Here is a 20743-nt window from a genome sequence, read left to right on the forward strand (position 1 = left end):
CAGGCTGCAGATTCCCGCCAAGGTGTTGTGAGATTCCCCCTTGACGGTGCCCAGCGACGTCTGCACCACCCGGTATTCAGATATTGCGCGGTAGCGCGTATCCCTTGGTCACCACAGCGTGACATACCAGATGTCCAGCGAGAATCGTTGCCTTGCGCACCACCGCACACTCGAAACGCGGCCTCGCCATTACGGCGGTGAGACAACATACGTCCGGAACGCGAGTCTCATCGGTTCGCCGTACCGTTGTGCACAGTGCGGCACGCTCTATGGGACGAGATATCCTCCGGTCTTTTCGAAAAAGCCAGTGATGCGCAAGGAGGATCGTATCGCCATCTCACGGCATTTCTACAACCGCATGTCCGGTAACTTTCGCCTCGGCCGCGACGACCATGAGGCGTAGCTTCCCACGGGCTTCGGCAGAGCGCAGGCGCGCAGTGTCGACCTTTCGGTAGCGCGATGTGCTTCGTCGTCGCCGCCGCGATGCTACGCAAAAACGGATGTTGACAACATTACTTCGCTTTTGGTGACAACTTTGCTTCGTATTACGGAGTTCGGCCACAAAGCGCCGATCACATGCGTCGTCGTTCAGACATTCAGGCGTCGGCTACGCCCCCGTAATCGGCCACCCGTTGTCAAGGGCGAACGCTCCTTCATTGGCCGAACCGACATTCATTAATCGACGCTGAAATAATCGCTCACCGCTACAGACTGGCCGTTCGCTTAGGGCACTCCCGCCGCGGGCGTGTCGAGCAACTCGAGTCGACCGGGTTCGACTCCTTGCGCGGGCGGCAGGCCAGTCAACACGCATGGGATCACGTGCTGGGGCATCGGTACCGAGTACGCGGCAACGCTGCCACGGTACTCCCGTCCAAAGCGGGGCTTGACCATCATTTCCACGCGAAGACACGCCGGAGGATAGCTCTGGCTGTAGTGATTTCGCTCGCTGAACTCACGGGCCAATTTTCTCCGGGAGGGTCACGACGTCCGCAAAGGATGGGGTTGAAGACTTCGTCGGGCCGCTTGTACCTGACCTTCCAATCTTTCCGGCGTTGCGACAGCGAGGTGGCCTGCTCCGAACACTTTCCTAATATGGGGATCAGCAAGCGAATTTTGTAAGCAAGGCTGAGCCAACTTCGAGAGGCCTTCCCCAAACTTCAGAACAGCACCGCAGCTCACGCCTGCGTTCGTGACCCGTCGCAGCCGGGCGTCGGTATTGCGCACCGGCCTGATTCCTTATCGCAACCATCTTCCTGTCGACAGCGGCGGTCACCGAGAAAAATGATTCGTCGCAAAATCCAGTTTCTACAGCGTGTAGATGTTTGTAAGGCAAACTTGCGTACGTTCTTCATCCCTGATTTGGCGTGGTTCAGGATTAACTGTGTTGATGTTACACTGCGACTCGCCGGAGCCATCCCGGCAAAGGGTTTTGGTGTTTCCAGTGCAACACTGGTTTGAACCACGTCGACGGCTCGTATCCGATGTCGTACGTGCGGAACATTCACTGGACTCCATGCAACACCCAACTGCGTTTTCCGGATTCCTCAGGTTCTTATACCGTGTACTCTCAAACGCAAATCGACCCGGTAGTCAGCTTCCGCAACTCGCAACGCGAGCAGGTGCGTGGAACAATCATCAACCTCCAGAGAAAGTCTTTGGTGATGGAGGTCTATAACCCCTACTCCATCGTGCAGGTCAGTGAGGTATTAAGCGAGCTGAGCGTGCGTATGGGCAGCAAGAATGCCTATCTTGGCAAAGCGGTGGTCGTCAGTCTGGTGAATACCGGTCTCACTGCGGTGGTTTCACTGGCGCTGATCGACGAGTGGCGCGAGCTTAGCGTTCTGCCCAATGAACCCAAGTCGGTCGGGCGAGAAGCAGAACTTTTCATCAGCGACTGGGACGCGCGCTTTAATATCCGGCGCGACTATCAGATTGTGGTCAACGAGATGCGCGCGTTCCTGTCGGAAGTGTCGCGTTGGGTTGAGCAGGTCGATCTGACCGAGAGCCTGCCGAAGACCGACGGCAGGCTGCGCGAGGATCTGTTCTACGAACTCGCTACCCCCATCATGCACAAGGTCAAGTCGTACCTCGTGCGGCTCGAGGAAGAGGCCGAACGTGTCGATGCCGAGATTGCGCCCGTGCATCGTACCTACGCGCAAGCGGCACTGCATCCGTTGCTACTTCGTGCCCCGTTCGTTTACCGGACGTTTACAAAGCCACTGGGCTATGCCGGCGATTACGAGATGGTCAACCAGATCTTGAGCGATCCGCAGCAGGGACCGACCACTTACTTCCAGATCGTCAATACGGCGTTCCTCAAGGCTGCCGTGGCGACCGCACATCGGAACCGGATCACGCTACTGATCGACTTTCTGACGCGTCAGGCCGAAGCGGCTCGCATTGCCGGCAGACCATTCCGCGTACTCAACGTTGGCTGCGGACCGGCTTTCGAGATCCAGCGCTTCGTGCGCGAATATGCGCAGCCCGATCTGCTGTCGTTCCAGTTGGTCGACTTCAGCGAGGAAACACTGGCTTTCACCAAGGCCGCAATCGAACGATCGGCGGGCGACGGAGGGCACAAGGTCTCGGTGGAAATGGTGCATCAATCGGTGCACGACCTGCTTAAACGCAAAATTTCACCAGACGCGGCTTTGCGGGAATTCGACGCAGTGTACTGCGCAGGTCTCTTTGACTATCTGTCGGACAAGGTCTGCGCGCGCCTGTTGAATTATTTCGCTGCACGTACGCGACCTGGTGGCCAATTGCTGGTCACCAACGTCCATTCAGCGAACCCCGAGAAGTACGGCATGGAGCATCTGCTCGAGTGGTATCTGATCTATCGGAATGAGAGCAGTATGCGCTCGCTGCTGCCCGCACAGTCCGCCGGGCAGAAGCTCTATGTCGACGAGACTGGGGTGAATGTGTTCGCAGAAGCCACGATCCTCTGAAACGTCAGCAGACACCCGATCCATGAGTCAACTGCACACAGGATATCAAACTGAACTCGCGGACTTCCGCGTGACTTTCAGCCGCGGCGGTGCCTATACCGCCATTGTGCTCGTCCTACTCGGCGTGGGGCTGGATTACGCGCAGTATCCCCAACTGCAGACATCGTTCGCAGTTGCGCGTCTGCTCGTCTCGCTGCTGATCGGTGGCATTGTGATAATGCTGGGCAGCGTGGTAGGGCGACGCTTGACTCCATGGTTGACACTGTCCTGGCTGCTGCTACCGCAGGCCATGATTTCGTGGATGATCTGGCAGACAGATGGTGTTCAGTCGCCATACTACATGGGTCTGAATCTTGCCATCTTCGCTTCCGGCATTGCATTACCATTCGGCTTATGGCAAAACTTGGTTTTCGGGGTGTTGTCCTGCTTCCTGTACCTGCTTGCCTGCCTGCTGCCTCCACATGGCGTGGTGCCGATCGGCACGATGACCGTCAACGTATTGCTCCTTCTCTTCGCCGCTGCCGCTAGCGCCGTCTATACCTTCTTCAACGAGCGGGTGCGCTTCATGCTGTTTCGCCTGAAGGCAGAAGTATCCGAAAAAAATGCCGAACTTGAAGTGATCAACCGCAAGCTGCTCGATATCAAGGGCCAACTGTTACAGCAGGAAAAAATGGCGGCAGTCGGTACGCTTGCAGCGGGCTTGTTGCATGAAGTCAATAACCCGGTAAATTTTTGCCTGATGGCGATCGAAGTCGCGATGGAGGAGCCCATGGCCAAAACGGAACCAGCGCTGCAGGAATGTCTTGTCGACGCGAGGCAGGGCATGCAGCGGATCCAGCACATCGTGTCGGACCTGAAGACCTTCGCCTACCGCAAGCCCGGCGCCGAGGCGGAGGCGGGAACTCCCTTCCTGTTCGAAAAGGCACTCGATTCGGCAATCCGACTCATCGCGCATGAATTGCGTGGCGTCGCAGTTACGCGTGAGCTCCCCGTGGATACCCTGGTGCAGGGCGACGAAGCGGCCATCATTGGCGTGTTGATTAACCTGCTCTCCAACTCGGTATTAGCCATGCGCAACGCGGGCACCGCTGGGCCGGCGATTCACATCTCAGTGAAGTGGTCGGGGCAACGCCTACATGTGGTGGTACGGGACAATGGGCCAGGCATCGCGGGTGAGCATCTCGCGCGCGTGTTCGAGCCGTTCTTTACCACCCGCGAAGTAGGACAGGGCCTAGGCTTGGGTCTGTCGATCAGCTATGCCGTCATCGAGCGCCATGGCGGCCTGCTGTACGCTGAGAGCGAACTGGGAAGTTGGGCATCATTCAGCTTTGATCTGTCGCGCGCCCCATGAGAATGCAATGAATGACATCAGGCAGACGCAGCCCACTCTTCTCTACGTCGACGACGAAGAGTTGGCGTGCAAATATTTCGCTCGCGCGGTCGGTGCGGATTTTGAGGTCCTGCTCGCCAACAGCAGTGATGAGGCGATCGCTATCCTGCAACAGGACAACGCCCGCATTGCTGTGCTAGTCACGGATTTCCGTATGCCAGGCCGCGATGGTGGTGACCTGTTGCGACAGGTGGCGCAGGAATACCCGCACATCGTTCGCATTCTGGTCACTGCTTACGCGGACATAGACGTGCTGATGCAGACGGTCAATACCGGTGAGGTGTTTCGCATCCTTGAAAAGCCGCTTAGGCCGGCTTCCGTGCGCGAGACGCTGCAAATGGCGTTCGAGCGCTACCGCGAACGCACCATACAAAATCAACGGTTGACGGCAATAGACGAGACGCTGGCCTTTCTGGCGCACGAACTGCACACACCGCTCGCCGCCATCAGCTTGAACGCGCGCAGCATCGAAAATCGCACCGACGTGGAGCACGATTCGCAGCGGGAGATTACCGGAGCCGCCAGATCAATGCGGGAGAGCGCGCAGTACTGCATAGCGATGGTCTCCTCCTTCTGGCGGTCGGTCCACAATGGGCACCGGAGACCAGCGGGAGGCGATGCCCGCAGCGAGATCACGGCGCATGGACTGATCTCCGCTTTGCTCGATACCTATCCGTTTGCAACGGCGCAGCGGTCGTGCGTACAGGTCGAGGTCATTGGCGACTTTGCCGTGGTGACGCAACCCAATTGCGTGGCGCTTGTGCTCTCTTCACTATTGTCCAACGCGCTACGCGCGCTTGCGCATGTGCCCTATCCGTCGGTGCGCTTTACCGTGATTGCAGAACCCAACCCCGGCATCCGCATCTGCGACAACGGCCCGGGAATCCCGCCTGAGATAGAAGCCCGTCTGTTGACGGACCCGATTACAACGCACGCGAAATGCGGTGGGAACGGCTTGGGCCTAATTCTATGCAACCGTGTCATGCAGTCCTGTGGCGGCGGACTCCGGATCGAGTCCACGTCGGGGGTTGGCACCACCGTAATGCTGGATTTCCCCCATATCAAAGGTCAACCGCACAGGAGTTGTTGATGAACGAAGCGAAAGCCACACAGGAGTCGTCACCGGCGATCATCTTCGTCGATGACGAGGCCACTGCGGTGAAGTACTTCCAGCGTGCCATTGGAAGCCTGGCGACGGTGCTGACTGGCGGCTCGGTGGAAGAAGGCAAAGCGCTGCTGGACGCACACGGTGACAAGGTGGCGGTCCTTGTCTCCGACCAGCGCATGCCGGGCGAGTTCGGCAACGAGTTGCTCCGCTATGCAAGCGAGCGCTATCCGCATGTCGTGAGAATATTGACCACCGCCTATTCGGAGATCGACCAGACCGTCGCGGCTGTCAACCTCGGTCATATCCACCGCTATATCAAAAAGCCGTGGGACATTACAGCATTGCGCATGGAACTGAAACAGGCGCTCGAACTGGCCGACCTGCGCAAGGAGCGGGACCAGTTGGTGCGTGAAAAACTGGGCGTGCTGCAAAAGCAGACTCTCGCCACGCGCATCGGTCTGATTCGCACGCTGTCTGCCGTTCTGATCGGGCCCGAGCGTTTCCAGCCGGTGGAAACCTACCTGGCCGCAGCAGTACTCGCCGATGTGCAAAGTTCTGAGCCTGACTGGCAGTTGCTGGACTACTCTGATCTGGTCGCGGCCGAGAGTTGCCGGGGCGGGACTTTTGGCCACATGGTGGCGGCGAACCTTGCGCAGCTACGTAACCGGCGCGTCGGCTCTAGCGCTGGCAACGCAGTGGCGGCGATGGTCGAGACGCTAGAGGAGGCGGGCATCAGGGTCCGGCGCGAAGGCGATGCTCTGGTCTGGGACGAGCTTGCCGCACTTGCCGAATTTCTGGGAGAAGCGACTAACAAAGCCGTGTCGACGCGACACGCTGTATGGTTGGCGAGCCTTCTTTGGCTGGACGGGAATGACTTCGCGCTTGATCCGGTACGTGAGGGTAATGCCATCGCGTTCCTACCCACTCAACGCAAAACAGAGTTTCCTGCCGATCGCCTCGCGGCATGGATCGAGCAGTTCTGAGCGCCGCAGGCGATGGGTCCGCTGGCGGTACTCCCAGTCGGCCACGTCGCGTCTACTGTTAGCGGGCGGGAGGGCGTGGACGTGATTGAGCAAGCAGCCCGCGAGTCGGCCTGGTAGCATCGGTGGCGAGATGCCGCGATGTGTCGCGACCCGGGCGATCCGCTGCATACCCAAATAGATAACCGGAAGGAAAAGAAACGATCGCGGAGCAGGCCGGCCCCGCTGTGCCCACCGATGGTGCGCTGTTGCACTACCGCACACGCATCGTGCGCGTGATTGCGGAAGCACGTGGGCAGCGCGCGATGATCGAATCACTCGATACGACCGGCAGGACTTTCGTGAGCAGGGTGAAGCGGGATCCGGTGACAGTTCGCGTGCTGCCTGTTAAGCGGTGTAGGCAGGGGCGACGATTCAACTGTCAGATGCGTTTAAACAGGTTCGTGTTCCTCAACCGTCCCAGCTCAGCCCAGAAGCTCATCTTGGCGTAACCGCTTCGCCTCAAGCTCCGTTTCCAACGGACTTCGTCACCTTGCCAGTGTCGGCAAGTCGCCGCCACTTCGGCTCACTTCCTCTCGCAACAGAGAAAGGGCATGCCCCGGTACCGAAACATCAACTCCACCGGGTCTTGCATCCCAAACATGCTCAAGCAACATCACCCCGATGCGGGCGGCTACGTTGGCTCGGCGTACTGTACGTCCCGTCCATGCGCCAGCTCTTGCCAACCGGCCGCCTGGCTGGAGTTGCCCATCACATCAGAGCCAGAAAGGGCGCCTGAAATTTAATCGTTGAGACGACAACTACCTTGAAAATCTCCGTGCTGCCTATCAGTCGGATTTACGCTCGGAACTCGACAAGGCGAAATCGTTGACTCCGTTTTGAATCGTGGATATCAGGACGGATCTGCCGGCCGCCGATGGCAGTACGATTTCATGGTCCTGATTTTCGCACCAGGATAAACACTTACCCGTTCCGGATTTTCGAACTTACTTGCCGCGGGTTCTTTGGTGAGACATTCCAGACAGAATGGGCCTCGCAAACGTTAAACCCTTCAGATTCACACTCCTGAACGATTTGGAAAGTTACCCGAAGTATCGTCGACCGAGAAAATTATCGTTAGGAATCGCTAAAGTTTATTTCTGCAACGTCGTTAGACCTTTTACCGGCCGTCCCGGCTCGAAGTGTAAAGCAGTGGTTTATTGCCCTTTCAATGTATGGGCGAGAGCGGGCGTGGGATGCGGCTGGCCACACCCGGTTCATCGTCTTCCCGGGCGAATCCATCTACCTGTTTTCGGGGAAATAAATGATCAAACTCTTGAATATGCTTGTCCGCGACGACCGTGGCGTCAGCGCCATGGAATACGCGATTCTGGCTGGCATCGTTGTGGTGGCGCTGACGGCGGTTGGCACGACGTTCAGCGGCAGCATGACGGGCTTGTTTACCGCGTTGTTCGCCAAAATCACTGCGGCGAGCACGTAACAGTCGAAACCGGAGGTCCGGGTGTTGGTTCGGGCCTTCGCCGGTCTTCTTTCACTTCATGCCGCCGACACTGTGCACCTACTGTCTCTCACCATCCGTCTAGTCGTACTGTGTGCGCTCCTCTGGCTCGCGGTCATCGACGTTCGTTCGCGACGCTTGCCGACCCGGGTCGTGCTGGCGGTCGGCGCGCTTTTTTTCGTGGACGCGGCAACCCTTCGCCTGACCCTCGATCAGGTGATCGTCCACCTGGGGTTGGCACTAGGTGTCTTCCTCGTCTGTGCAGCGCTCTTCGCCGCAAAGATGCTTGGCGGCGGCGACGCGAAACTTGCCGCAGTCATTTTCTTGTGGGTCGGCCTGAGTCTCGCGCTCCCGGCCTTGACGCTGATTTCATTGATCGGACTGGTGGTGTCTCTGATCAGTCTTGCCACGCGAAACATGAATTCGGACCAGCATTCGCTGCTGTTGCGAGCACTGGCGATGTTTTCGGGAGTGCGCGGTGTTCCGTACGGCGTAGCGCTTGCCTTTGGCGGCGGCCTGGTGATTGTGTTGCCTGCCGTGCTGCCCCTGATTCTGAAGCGATAGGACGGCGTCTCCATGTCAAACGTCATTAAATTCGCCGTACTCATCGTCGGGGCGTTGATGATCGCACTGATCGTTCGTGTGGTCATCGCCAGCGGTTCGCATCGGTCGAAGCCGGCCGTCGATACGCAAAAGGTGCTGGTCAGCGCAGCCGCCCTGCCGCAGGGCCTTCTGTTGCGCGACGAGGATCTCGCCTGGAAGCCGGTGCCGGTTGCGGACGTACCGCCGGGCGCTATTGTCTCCGGCGCGCCGGACGCCCTGGAACTGAAGGGTGCGTTGCTGCGCCATGCGGCAGCAAGCGGCACCGTTCTGGTGGCCGAAGACGTGATCCTGCCGAGCGCACCCGGTTTTCTCGCGGCGACGCTCAAACCTGAAATGCGCGCCGTATCGGTGGCCGTCGACGACGTGTCCGGTAACGCCGGTCTGATCCAGCCGGGCGACTACGTCGACCTGCTGCTGACGCAGCAGATGGACCGCCGCACCGATTTACCTGACCTTGCGGTGTCGAGCGAAACGGTCGTCGAGCACGTCCGGGTGCTGGCCGTCGGGTCGGAAATCAAGCGGCCGAAGAACAGTGACGCTCCAGAAACAGTCGGCAACCGCGCCCGTACAGTCACGCTGGAAGTCACGCCGCGAATGGGGGAGGTCGTGTCCGTCGCTGCTCGGCTCGGCAGCCTGTCTCTCGCGCTGCGCAGTTTCGCGACGGCTTCGCGCGACCCCGCTGCGTCGCCGCCGGCTTCCGCGGTGCAGCCCGCGCCGGTTTGGGCCGGCGACATCTCGCGTGCCGTACGCGATCTGCCACGCTCGCGTGCGGTCCAGGTCGCCGCCGCCGCTGCACCTGCACCTGTCGCGCCGCGGCCGGTCGCGATCTATAGAGGTTCCGAGAAGTCCGACGCGACGGGGAGTGTGGCCGCAGGAGGCGACAGCGCGCCATCACCGCTGCCTTCTATCCCCGCGTCGCGCTGATGCCGTTCAAACCGCTGGACCAGATTCATTCGCCAGGATAGAGAGACGTCAAATGCAGTTCAGTCCGACTCGCAAAGCAACATGGGTGATGGCTTGCGCGGTATTGTGCGCGGCACCGGCGCTCGCGGCCCCCCCGCATGCGGTCAAGGTGCCCGCCGCTTCGTCGCGTGCCCCAGTAGTCCGGACTGTCGCCGCGGCGCCGGCAGGCATGCCGGACTATGCGTCGGCGCCCCTGAACATTAGCGCGGGTAAAGGCACGCTGGTACGTTTGAACGAGAACGCCACTTCGGTCTTCGTCGCCGACCCGACGGTCGCGGACGTTCACGTCCCGTCGCCGATGGCCGTGTTCGTGCTGGGCAAGAAGACTGGCACGACGACGCTCTATGTGCTGGGCGCGAACAACAAAACGCTGGTTCAGCGCACGGTCGTCGTCGGACGCGACATGGACGGCCTGCGCAGCATGATCGCGGCGCGTTTTCCAGGCATGAACGTGCAGATGAGCACGGGCCTGGGCTCGTTGCAGCTTTCCGGCAGGGTGGCCAACCCCGCCGACGCCGACGCCGTCGTCCAGGCCGTCACGCCCTATCTGGCGGACAAGGAAGTCCTGATTAACCGCATGACGATCGACCGTCCGCTGCAAGTGCAGTTGCGCGTGCGTATCACGGAGGTAGACCGGAATGTCACGCAGCAGCTCGGGATCAACTGGCAGGCGATGGGCAATGCGGTTGGCAATTTCTACGGCGGCATCTTTAGCGGGCGCCCGATCTACAATCTGACCCAGCCGATCGTCGGGCCCAACGGCCAGACGACCTACCCTGTGAACCTCCCGACCAACAACGCTTTTTCGCTGTTCGGCGCCTTCAAGACCAACAACGTCAACATCCAGGTGCTCGTCGATGCGTTGAATCAGGAAGGCCTCCTGACCGTTCTCGCGGAGCCGAATCTCGTGGCGTTGTCCGGGCAGACGGCCAGCTTTCTCGCGGGTGGAGAATTCCCCATTCCAGTGTCGCAGACCAATGGTGCGATCTCCGTCGAGTTCAAGCAGTTTGGCGTGAAGCTCGATTTCACGCCGACAGTACTAAGCGATCGCCGCATCAGTCTGAAGGTGCGTCCGGAGGTGAGCCAGATCGACACGTCGGTGAGCGTGACGACCGGTGGCATCACCGTGCCGGGACTGAGTGTGCGCCGCGCGGATACGACCATCGAGCTGGCGAGCGGCCAGAGCTTCGCCATCGGCGGCCTGTTGCAGAGCAATACCACCGACATCATTTCGCAGGTCCCTGGCTTGGGTTCCATTCCGATCCTTGGCAAGCTGTTCTCGTCAACGAACTACCAGAACAACAAGACAGAGCTCGTGATCATGGTGACGCCGTATCTGGTCGAGCCGACTGATCCATCGAAACTTCGCACACCGCTCGAATCGCTTGTGTCGCCCAGCAGCGATGTCGAATACAGCTACGGGCGTCAGGCTGGCGACGGATCGTCTGCGTCTGACCAACCGCGTCTCGTTGGCGCGGCCGGATACGTCTATTGAGCCGTTTATCGAGCCCGACATCATGAAAACCGTCCGTCTTTTTAAGCTCTTTCTCGCCTGCGCTGTTGCGGCCGGTGTCAGCGGATGTTTCAAGCCGCCGCGCGGAATGCCGGATCAGTCGACAATAGGCTTCGACGGCCGCTCCGCGTTGCCACCCGATTGCGCGAGCTTGGTACGCCCGTCGGTGTTGACGGACGCGGGCTGGCATCGCCCGAGCATGGAGTGGGGGTGTGCGACCTACACCAATCTCGCGGCACAGGTCGCGCATCCGCAGGACCTCGTCAAGCCGCAGCCGCTCGGTCCAGCCGACGCCGCTGTCGCGGCGAGCGCGGTGCGTCGCTATGAAACCGGTCATGTGATTCCGCTCGACACTGCCACGTCGCGCGATTCCAAGTGACACGAGCAACACTCACGGACGAACACCATGAGCACGACTGAGTTCAACTTCACGAAGAGCAGCACGGGAATCCGGGTCGCGGACTTCATTGCGTTTGTCAACGACCGCAAGACGGAGCAGGTACTCAAGGCCTTCGTACTCGACCAGGCGATGCCGCATACGCACATCGCGATCGGCAGCGTCGACGACGCGATCGCCTATCTGTCGAAGATCGAACGCTCTCCGCAATTCCTGCTGGTCGACCTGCACGACTCGGTGATGCCGCTCTCGGACCTCGGCCGGCTGGCGGAAGTGTGCGAGCCGTCGGTTCAGGTCGTGGCGCTCGGCGAGCGCAACGACGTAGGCTTGTTCCGCAGTCTGCTAAAGATCGGCGTACGCGACTATCTGGTCAAGCCGCTCACGGTGGAACTGCTCAAGCGGACCGTGAACGTCGCCGAGGGCAAGGTCAGCCCCGTGATGCTGGCGCGTGCCGGCAAGACAATTGCCTTCGCGGGAACGCGCGGCGGGGTCGGCACGACCACGATCGCGCTCAATGTGGCCCGCCATCTGGCAGAAGACACGCATCGCCGGGTGGCTTATGTCGATCTGAACCTGTACGGTGGCGCGGCGAACAGTATGCTCGGCATCCAGAGCAATAACGGCCTGACCGATGTGTTGCAGAACGTGCATCGGCTGGATCCGCAGTACGTGGAGCGCACGCTCGTTGCAAAAGGCGCCCGGTTGTTCATGCTGTCCGCTGAACTCGACTACGGAAGCGCCCCGCCTTTTGAGGGCGGCGCGCTCGGGCGCGTGCTCGAACTGCTGTGTGACAGTTTCCATTACGTAATTCTCGACGTCGGCAATCTGACCGATCCCCTTGCAAGCGGCGCGTTCGATTTCGCGTCGCGCGTCTATCTGGTCGCCGACCGCTCAGTTCACTCCACCCGCGAGGCGATACGCCTGCTGCGCTTTATCGAGGATCGCGACAACAACCCGCCCACCTCGCTGCTGCTGAACAACGCGAACGCTGCAAGCGCCGGCAAGGTGCAGGCAGCGGACTTTACGTCGGCCGTTGGACGCGCCGCGTTATATGAGATTCCTTTCGAAGCCAGGGCGATCTCGATTGCCGAGAACCTCGGCGAGGCACCGAATGAAAAGGCGCCGAACGGTTTCAATCAGAACATCACGCGAATCGGACACGACCTGACCGGGCAGCCTTCGACGGCTGAACGTACCTTCTTCCAGAAGCTCGGACTCAGGAGGAGCTGATGTTCGGGCAAAAACAGGCACGCACGTCTGACGCGACAGACAATTCCGCGGCCGCGGAAGCGGTCGCGGTACTGGAAGCGGCTGCGGCATCGGCCGCAGCTCGCGTTAATACTTCGGAAGGCAACGAGACGCTGGTCCGCTCAGAATTGTTCAAGACCATCCGGATTGGCGTCTTCACCTTGATGAACGCGTCTGCTGCAGTGGGCAGGACGCGCGAGCAGATGAAGCCCGGTGTCGAACAGCTTGTGTTGGAAATTGCCGAGCGCGAGCATCTGAACATCACGATTTCCGAGCAGGGGCAGATCGTCGGCGAACTGCTGAACGACATGTTCGGCCTGGGGCCGATCGAGCCATTGCTCGCCGATGAAACCATTACCGACGTGCTCGTCAACGGACCTGACCAGGTCTACGTCGAGCGGCACGGCCGGCTCGAACTCACGCCCTTCAAATTCCGCGACAACGCGCACGTGATCAACGTGGCGCAGCGGATCGCGGCGGGTGTCGGCCGGCGCGTCGACGAAAGCAGCCCGATGGTTGACGCGCGACTGGCTGACGGCAGCCGGGTCAACGTCGTGCTGCCGCCGCTCGCGATCCATGGCGCGACCATCTCGATCCGTAAGTTTTCCAAGCGCAACATCACGCTTCACCGGATGGCGCAGCAGGGCAACATGTCGCAGCAAATGGCGAACCTGCTCAAGCTCGCGAGCACCTGCCGGCTCAACATCATCGTTTCGGGCGGTACGGGCTCCGGCAAGACTACGCTGCTCAACGCGTTGTCGCACTTCATCGGGCTCGGCGAGCGGACCATCACTATCGAGGATGCCGCTGAACTGCAGCTCGTGCAACCGCACGTCGTGAGCCTCGAGACGCGGCCCGAGAATGCCGAAGGGCTCGGCGGTGTTGCGCAGCGTGATCTCGTGCGTAATGCGCTGCGGATGCGCCCCGACCGGATCATCCTCGGCGAAACGCGCGGCCCGGAAGCCTTTGACGTCTTGCAGGCGATGAACACTGGCCACGATGGCTCGATGACCACGATCCACGCGAACACCCCTCGTGACGGCATTACGCGGCTCGAGAGCATGGTGATGATGGCAAACGGGAATCTGCCGCTTCTGTCCATACGCCGGCAGATCGCGAGCGCGGTGCACCTGATCGTGCAGATCGAGCGGATGCGTGACGGCATGCGCCGAGTGACGCGGATCACCGAACTCGTCGGCATGGAAGGCGACGTCATCATTACCCAGGATCTATTCACGTTTCGCTACGACGCGACTGCCTATAGCGAAGAGGTCAAGGGCGTGTACGAATCGGCGTTGGTGCGGCCGGCGTTTTCTGCGCGCGCGGCATATTACGGGCTCGAGGACGCGTTGCTGGAGGCGATGAAGCCATGAGTCGGGTCGATCTCCTGACAGTTTGCGCTTTTGTCCTTGTGCTCATGCTCGGCGTGATGTGGCTGACTGTGCAGGACATCCGCAAAAAGCAGCCGCACGCGAGGATCAAGGCGCGCATGGATGCGACGTTCTCCACGCGTGCCGTCCGTACCAAGGATGTCAAGGATTACGACACGGACCTGTTCACGGTCAGTAAAAGAGAAAACATGTTCAGCCATTGGTACGGCCCGAAGGCGGCACGCCTTCGGGCCGTCGCCGGGAAGAATGGCATTCGCATCGTGTTCGCGGCAGGTGTGGCTGGCGAAGTGGTCGCCCTGCTGATGACGCGCCTTATGCCGCTACCCGTCTTCGCCACGCCGCTGCTTGTTCTCGGGTTACCTGCCTTCGCGGTAGTCCGGTCGTATGGTTTTCTGGTCCAGCGCTTTCGCCGGCGCTTTCTCGACGGCTTTCCCGACGTGATCGACCTGATCGTGCGCGCGGTGCGCGCGGGCGTCCCAGTGACGCAGGTCATCGGTACCGTGTCGAGCGAGTGCACCGAGCCGATACGTCACGAGTTCAAATTGATGAGCGATTCGCTCCAGATGGGTCTCGATCTGGAAGAAGTGCTGGCAGTCGCGGTCAGGCGCATCGCAATCGCAGACTTCTCGTTCTTCTGCGTCTGTTTGCTGCTGCAGCGTGAAACGGGCGGCCAGCTCGGTGAAACGCTCGAGGGTCTGGCCACGATCGTCCGAACCCGGCGCGAGATCCGCCAGAAAACGAAGGCTCTAACCGGCGAAGCCCGCATCACGACGAAGATCATGGCTTCCATTCCGGCGGTCATCATGCTTGCCATGTATGCCCTGAACCGAAATTACCTCTTCATTCTGTTCGGGACGCAGCCAGGACAGAAACTCCTGACGTTCGGCGCGATCTCCATGGTGCTCGGGCTGCTGGTGATCGGCAAGATGTCCAAACTGGATACGTCACGATGAGCCAGACCAACGTCGAAACATTGATCAACCTGCTGATGCTGCTGGCACTGTTCGCCGCGCTCGCGATCTGGTGGGCGACAAAGCACGGCGGCCGGCGCGGGCGCATCGCCGAGCGCGCCCGGCAGGCGGCGCTCACCCAGCGCGCGGACAGCATGGCGGTCGAGGAAATCGAGGAGGGGAGCGGCTTTCGTCAGCGCCTTGCACGTCGCCTGACAATCATCGGCGACCGCCTCCCGTTTTTCGATACGAAATACCGCCTGAAGTTGCAGAAGGAAATGCTGCAGAGCGGCTATCGCGGTCGGGCCGCCGTATCGATCCTGCTCGCGGTCAAATTCGCGATCGGACTGATCTGTGCTGCGCTGACGGTCATGCTTGGCTCGCACATTCCGGTCATTGGCGCATATCCGGCCGTTCGCGGCGCGATGATGCTCTTCGTGTTCATCATCGGGATGATCATTCCTGAATACATCATGGCATTTCGTGCATCGCGGCGCCGCAAGGCGATGGCGGCTTGCCTGCCCGACGCGCTCGACCTGCTCGTGATCTGCACCAACGCCGGCAACAGTCTCGGCGTGAGCATCCGGCGTGTGGCCGACGAACTCGCGACGATCTGCCCGCCGCTTGCAGGCGAATTTGCGCTGACGGCCGACGAACTGAAGCTCTCCGGCGATAGCACGCGCGCGTTGCACGGGTTAGCCGAACGCATCAACCTGCCGTCGATCCGTGCGCTGATTGCCACGCTGACCCAATCCATGCGTTACGGGACACCGATCACGCAGGCACTGCGTACGCTGTCGCGCACGGAGCGTCTCGCACACATCGTGTCGCTGGAAGAGAAGGCCGCCAAGCTCGCTCCGAAAATGGTCGTGCCGATGATGCTGTTCATTCTTCCTGCAGTAGTCGCGATCGCGGCTGGCCCGGCTGTTATTCAACTGATGGACGCTATTTCCAAACAATGAAAAACGCTCACCACACCCTCGCTCGACGTACCCTCTCCGCGCGGGGAGCCAGGCTCCTGCGCGTCGCCCGGCACGCCGGGCTGGTGGTCTGCGGCATATCGCTGCTGGCGGCAATCGCTGCCTGTACCACGACGACCCAGCGCGTCTCCGAGACGCGGCCCGTCACGCGAAACTCGGCGCCGAACAGCATGAGCGAGCTTCGCATCGCGGATACTGCACTCGACTCAGGCAACCTCGAACTGGCGACGACGCTGTACGACAAGATCGTGAAGGCCGATCCGCGTTCGGTCGAGGGCTTGACCGGGCTCGGCAATACGCTTTACGCGGTTGGTGACTTCACGCGTGCGGGGGTCTACTATGACCACGCAAGCCAGATCGATCCGGCTGCGACAGCGCCGCTGATCGGCATTGCACGTGTCGCCATTCACCAGCGCCGCTTTGACGCCGCAATTGCTACCTATAACCGCGTGCTTGCAGCGACGCCCAACGATCCGATGGCGTTGGCTGGTCTCGGTGCGGCGTTCGACCTCAAGGGCGATCACCTGGGTGCGCAAGCCGTGCTGCGGGACGCATTGCACAGGAACCCGGGCGATCCGATGTTGAGCGTGAACCTCGGATTGTCGCTGATCCTCAGCGGTAATCCGCGCGAAGGTGCGAACGTGCTGCTCGACGTCACGCGTTATCCGGCCGCGCCTCCGCAGGCCCGTCAGGATCTTGCGCTGGCATACGGGCTGCTCGGCAATACGGAAGCGGCCGCTGAAATCCTGGGACGCGATCTGCCTAAAGCGTCGGTGCAGGACAACTTGCGCTTCTACGAGATCCAGCGCGAGCGTCTTGAGCCGCGGCCGGGAACGCCGAAGGTCCTGGCCGTGCCGGGCGTTTCTGTGCAGGCAGCGAGCCTCCGATGAAGGCGGTGGCCTGGTGGCGGCGTCGCGGGTGGGTTGGCCCGCTTGCTGACGACAGCGGGGTGTCGGCGATCGAGTTCGCGCTCCTGTCGCCGGTAGTGTTCATTCTCATTATGGGCACGCTTGAACTCGCGCTCGACATGGTCGTGGACGCATCGGTGCAAATCGCGGCGGAGTCTGCTTCGCGCGTTGGGCTGACCACGACTGATCCGGCCACTGGCACGCGTTCGGACCAGGCACGAAGCATTGTGATGAGCGTACTCGGGCGCTGGCAGAACATCGGCGGAACAGTGACGATCAACACGCTGAACTATGGTACCTACAACAATGTCGGTACGTCGAGCTATCAGGCGGACATGGGCGGCTTTGGCGATGTCGTCTCGTACCAGATTACCGTCACCTTGCCGACCGGCTTCACGGGCTTACCCAGGTATTTCGGCGTGCCATTGCCGCTGACGTTCCAACGCAATTACCTCGTGCAGAACGAAAAATGAAACGCACGCTACAAACAGTGCCATCGGCTACGCGCTCCGCCTGGCGAAGGGGGCTGCACACCCTTCTGCGATCTGATCGCGGCAGCGTGACAATCGAGTTCGTGATCATCGTTCCGCTGATGCTGCTGGTGATGCTCGGATTCAGTGAGATATACATGTACATGCGGGCAGTGAGTCTCGTCGAGCATACTGCCTTCACACTTGCTGATTCGCTGGGACAGATGTCTGCGGTCATCAATGACCCCACGACGAGTTCTTCGAACAGTCTCGGTTCGATCTGGAGCGCCGCGACCCAGATTGCCGCACCCAACACGTTGCAGGCGAAGGGGGGCGTGTACATCACGTCTATCTGCGACCAGACGATACCAGGCTGCACCCCGGCCAACGCGGCCAACCCGCCCTTCCAGTCCTCGCCGTCGATGGCTGCGGGCACGCCGTTGAAGCTCTGGCAGCAGAGCGCGCCCTGGACCTTGTCGGGCATGAAGTCGAAGGAAACCAACGGCAACCTCTTGCCGGCGACGTGGCCGTTCCGCAACGGCGATTCGGCGATCGTGGTCGAGGTGTTCTATTCCTACACACCCTTCTCGATTACCATGCCTTTCTGGACCAACGCGCCGGGCACACAAACCATCTATGAGCGTGTCTATGTGCGTCCGCGTATGGGCAAGGCACTCCCGCTGGTGGCGTCATGATCCCCGATCCCGTCGCGGCACGAACCGAGGGCAGGTCCACCCTTCGCGCGGTGCCGTCACAGCCTCGATCCCTTTCGACGCTGCTCAAGGGCGATGAGGGCGCCATCACGGTCATGTTTGCGATGTGCGCGACCCTGATGATCGGCGCGATGTGCACTGCCATCGACACAATTCATTACCAGATGACGCAGACTCGCGTTCAGATGGCGCTCGACGTTGCCACGCTGTCCTCAGGTGTCAATCTCGCGCATTACAATCCGACCACCGGAAACAATCTCACACAGTGGCAGGCGGACGCACGCGCTTATTACGACGCAAACATGCCGTCGGGCTACATGGACTTCACCATGCCTGACGCCCAGTTCTCGGCGACCATCAGCGGCGTGCCTTCTACCGGCCAGACCATTCAGCTCTCGGCGAAAGGCTCGGCTCCGCTGCTGGCGCCAGTTATCTTCGGTACGGGCACGTCGAGCGGTGGTTCCGGCTCCGGTTCCGGTACGCCCGGAGCATCGCCCGATACCGTGACCATCACCGCCAGCAACACGGGACTGCGCCTGCCGCAGAGTCAGCTCGAACTGGTGCTGGTGCTCGACAACACGGGCTCGATGGGGCAGTACGCGAGCAGCGACAAGACGCAGGGTACGAAGATCCAGGGCCTGCGGACTGCGGCCACCGGCTTGGTGAATGATATCCTGGGTGTGCAGAACAACAATTCCTACATCGGGCTTGTGCCCTTTACCACCATGGTGAACGTCGGCGGATCGCTGCTTCCCACCGGCAGCTGGATGACGCCGAACTTCAATTACAACTCCACCAATGTCTCGATGACCGCCATACCGGGCGTGACCGGGTCGGGGTGGGGCGGTTGCGCAGTCGAACCGCGCGATGCAGGATCCAACCTGTATCCCAAAGCCTATGCGCCGAAGGACGTACCCGGATTCACGCCGTTCTTCTACAACGTTCCGAATACCGGCTTTCAGGTTACGACTTACAAGAACACGAGTGGCGGCAGCGACAATTGCGTTGTGTCAAGTACTACTAAAGTAAGCGGCGTTCCGCTGACCTTGCAAAGCAACGGTTCGACTACGACCTGCAGAGTTGGAAACGGAGTCGGGATCGCAGCGGCCTGGGGCCAGGCGACCAAGACTAACCCCAGCACGCATAGGTATGATCAGAACGGCAATGTTAATGGGACGGGCAGCCCCTGCTCGATCGCACCGGTGAAATTCCTCACCAAGGATGCGAACACGCTGACCAAAGCTATCGGCAATATGCAGGCGGCGGGCTCGACGATCATTCCGACCGGTTTGCTGTGGGGCTGGCGTATGCTGTCGTCGGACTGGTCGAACGATGTGTCGAATGGCAATGGCTGGGTATCGTCCGACGGCACCTTGCCCCGTCCGGAAACCACCCAGGGTTTGCAGCGGGTCGCGATTGTCCTGACCGATGGCGAAAACAGTATAGGCAGCGCGGACGGCATCATGCCTACGCCGTCGTTCAATGGCTTGTCGGGCGTCGGAAGCAGCGCGTTGCAGGCACCGACCGTGACGCGGTCGGACGGCTCCTCACTTATCCATGGTTCGACGACATCGGTCACCGATATCAATGCGTTCCAGCTCGGTGTCTGTACAGCAATGAAGAACAGCGGAATCATCATCTACGCGATCACATTCGGCAGCGATGCAGCGAGCCCGGCGGCACAGCAGGCGATGCAGAGCTGCGCGTCGCCGGGGAACTACTACCATGCACCGACCAACGCGACGCTCGACGCGATCTTTCAGCAAATTGCCGGCAATCTCGGCGTGCTTCGATTGACCCAGTGAGGGAGGAAGGCAGTGCGTCAATCGGCACCGAGGTTTTGCGTGAGAAAGGCGCAGGACGTCGACACGTGCAACGAAGACGTCATCTGCGACTCCTTGAGCGTTAGAAAAATGGCTTACGGTCCGCGTGTTTTGATATCGCGATACAGCGCCGACCAATCAGCAGCGCGAGCCATTGTCGCGCGCACGCTGCACAAACTTGCGCATTTCCAGATGCCGCGCATCCTGATTCGTGACTTCGATCGGATGATGCCTCATGCCGAATTCGAGAATTGCCATCTTGTGACGGTGGCGCTCGGGCTGCTGGCGCAGCCACTCCTCGCGGAAAACGCGCTTCTGGTTGTCGTCTTTGAATTGCCCTGGATACTCGGCCCGACCACCCGGCGTCGCGTCATTCTGGAAATGGCGCATCCCGTATTTCTGTGCGCTCAGGCCCGTTGCGATCGACTCGCGCGCGCCATGTATCAGGTTCATAGGCAATGATCGGCGAGGCGGCGATGTACTTCCATTCGCCGTCGCGCTTCCCATACAGCGCAGCCGCCACGAAGTGCGGCGCGCTCACACGCAGCAGCATGCGCTTACCGCTCATGGAACGTTTTGCAGTTTCCGCAATAGCGATTAAGTACATCATTCCGGTTATACGAGGTCTTGTGGCAGATGGCGCAGCGTATCGCAAGGCCACCATCCATCATGACATAAGTTTTCCCGTATTCGCGCGGACGTTTCGGGCCTTCGGTCCAATGCGTGACGCGTCGACCCTCGCCGTGGTTCTTGACCCATGTCCCGCTCGCCGTGTCGTATTGATCGGCCTGCCAGAATTCGACGCCGTTATCGCACACGATCCACACGACGACATAGCTCGAAAAGCTATGCCCTGCCAT

General features: G+C 60.4%; 19 protein-coding genes. 17 read left to right on the plus strand and 2 right to left on the minus strand.

What is annotated here, in order from left to right:
- The first annotated feature begins 1559 nt into the window (after positions 1–1559).
- The 17 genes from P0D96_RS37820 (at position 1560) to P0D96_RS37900 (ending at position 19865) form a co-directional block, all read left to right on the plus strand.
- Positions 1560–2948 carry a class I SAM-dependent methyltransferase gene (locus tag P0D96_RS37820; protein ID WP_408318901.1) on the plus strand — a complete coding sequence of 463 codons (1389 nt, stop codon included), beginning with the start codon at positions 1560–1562 and terminating at the stop codon, positions 2946–2948.
- A gap of 22 nt (positions 2949–2970) precedes the next feature.
- Entirely contained in the window at positions 2971–4299 is a 1329-nt protein-coding gene (locus P0D96_RS37825; protein ID WP_408318839.1) for a sensor histidine kinase, read from the plus strand.
- A gap of 7 nt (positions 4300–4306) precedes the next feature.
- The gene (locus P0D96_RS37830; protein WP_408318841.1) at positions 4307–5428 is read left to right on the plus strand and encodes an ATP-binding protein; all 1122 of its coding nucleotides are present in this window, start codon (positions 4307–4309) and stop codon (positions 5426–5428) included.
- Positions 5428–6429: a response regulator gene (locus P0D96_RS37835; protein ID WP_408318843.1), complete on the plus strand. Its 1002-nt coding sequence runs from the start codon at positions 5428–5430 to the stop codon at positions 6427–6429. Before P0D96_RS37830 ends, P0D96_RS37835 begins: the two co-directional genes overlap by 1 nt.
- 1300 nt (positions 6430–7729) lie before the next feature.
- Positions 7730–7906, plus strand: coding sequence for a Flp family type IVb pilin (locus P0D96_RS37840; protein ID WP_408318845.1), 177 nt, complete (start codon positions 7730–7732; stop codon positions 7904–7906).
- A gap of 21 nt (positions 7907–7927) precedes the next feature.
- Positions 7928–8488 carry an A24 family peptidase gene (locus tag P0D96_RS37845; RefSeq protein WP_408318847.1) on the plus strand — a complete coding sequence of 187 codons (561 nt, stop codon included), beginning with the start codon at positions 7928–7930 and terminating at the stop codon, positions 8486–8488.
- Between the two features lie 12 nt (positions 8489–8500).
- The gene (gene cpaB / locus P0D96_RS37850) at positions 8501–9451 is read left to right on the plus strand and encodes a Flp pilus assembly protein CpaB (protein WP_408318849.1); all 951 of its coding nucleotides are present in this window, start codon (positions 8501–8503) and stop codon (positions 9449–9451) included.
- Positions 9452–9503: 52 nt separating this feature from the next.
- Positions 9504–10985, plus strand: a complete 1482-nt coding sequence (locus P0D96_RS37855) for a type II and III secretion system protein family protein (protein WP_408318850.1) — start codon at positions 9504–9506, stop codon at positions 10983–10985.
- A gap of 22 nt (positions 10986–11007) precedes the next feature.
- Positions 11008–11382, plus strand: a complete 375-nt coding sequence (locus P0D96_RS37860; RefSeq protein ID WP_408318852.1) for a CpaD family pilus assembly lipoprotein — start codon at positions 11008–11010, stop codon at positions 11380–11382.
- Positions 11383–11409: 27 nt separating this feature from the next.
- The gene (locus P0D96_RS37865) at positions 11410–12630 is read left to right on the plus strand and encodes a CpaE/TadZ family protein (RefSeq protein ID WP_408318854.1); all 1221 of its coding nucleotides are present in this window, start codon (positions 11410–11412) and stop codon (positions 12628–12630) included.
- Positions 12630–14021 (plus strand): TadA family conjugal transfer-associated ATPase, encoded by a 1392-nt coding sequence (locus P0D96_RS37870; RefSeq protein ID WP_408318856.1) that lies wholly within the window; start codon positions 12630–12632, stop codon positions 14019–14021. Before P0D96_RS37865 ends, P0D96_RS37870 begins: the two co-directional genes overlap by 1 nt.
- Positions 14018–14992, plus strand: a complete 975-nt coding sequence (locus P0D96_RS37875; protein WP_408318858.1) for a type II secretion system F family protein — start codon at positions 14018–14020, stop codon at positions 14990–14992. Before P0D96_RS37870 ends, P0D96_RS37875 begins: the two co-directional genes overlap by 4 nt.
- Entirely contained in the window at positions 14989–15951 is a 963-nt protein-coding gene (locus tag P0D96_RS37880; RefSeq protein WP_408318860.1) for a type II secretion system F family protein, read from the plus strand. The genes P0D96_RS37875 and P0D96_RS37880 overlap by 4 nt, the downstream gene beginning before the upstream one ends.
- Before the next feature lie 188 nt (positions 15952–16139).
- Positions 16140–16859, plus strand: a complete 720-nt coding sequence (locus tag P0D96_RS37885) for a tetratricopeptide repeat protein (RefSeq protein ID WP_408318862.1) — start codon at positions 16140–16142, stop codon at positions 16857–16859.
- The gene (locus tag P0D96_RS37890; protein ID WP_408318864.1) at positions 16856–17350 is read left to right on the plus strand and encodes a TadE/TadG family type IV pilus assembly protein; all 495 of its coding nucleotides are present in this window, start codon (positions 16856–16858) and stop codon (positions 17348–17350) included. Before P0D96_RS37885 ends, P0D96_RS37890 begins: the two co-directional genes overlap by 4 nt.
- Positions 17347–18042: a TadE/TadG family type IV pilus assembly protein gene (locus P0D96_RS37895; RefSeq protein WP_408318866.1), complete on the plus strand. Its 696-nt coding sequence runs from the start codon at positions 17347–17349 to the stop codon at positions 18040–18042. Before P0D96_RS37890 ends, P0D96_RS37895 begins: the two co-directional genes overlap by 4 nt.
- Entirely contained in the window at positions 18039–19865 is a 1827-nt protein-coding gene (locus P0D96_RS37900; RefSeq protein ID WP_408318868.1) for a TadE/TadG family type IV pilus assembly protein, read from the plus strand. The genes P0D96_RS37895 and P0D96_RS37900 overlap by 4 nt, the downstream gene beginning before the upstream one ends.
- 156 nt (positions 19866–20021) lie before the next feature.
- Here the strand turns inward: P0D96_RS37900 and P0D96_RS37905 are convergent, their stop codons facing one another.
- Positions 20022–20390 carry a phage portal protein gene (locus P0D96_RS37905; protein WP_408318870.1) on the minus strand — a complete coding sequence of 123 codons (369 nt, stop codon included), beginning with the start codon at positions 20388–20390 and terminating at the stop codon, positions 20022–20024.
- Between the two features lie 50 nt (positions 20391–20440).
- Positions 20441–20743: a hypothetical protein gene (locus tag P0D96_RS37910; protein WP_408318872.1), complete on the minus strand. Its 303-nt coding sequence runs from the start codon at positions 20741–20743 to the stop codon at positions 20441–20443.

It is taken from the genome of Paraburkholderia sp. RL17-347-BIC-D, from assembly GCF_046027915.1.
Taxonomy (GTDB): Bacteria; Pseudomonadota; Gammaproteobacteria; order Burkholderiales; family Burkholderiaceae; genus Paraburkholderia.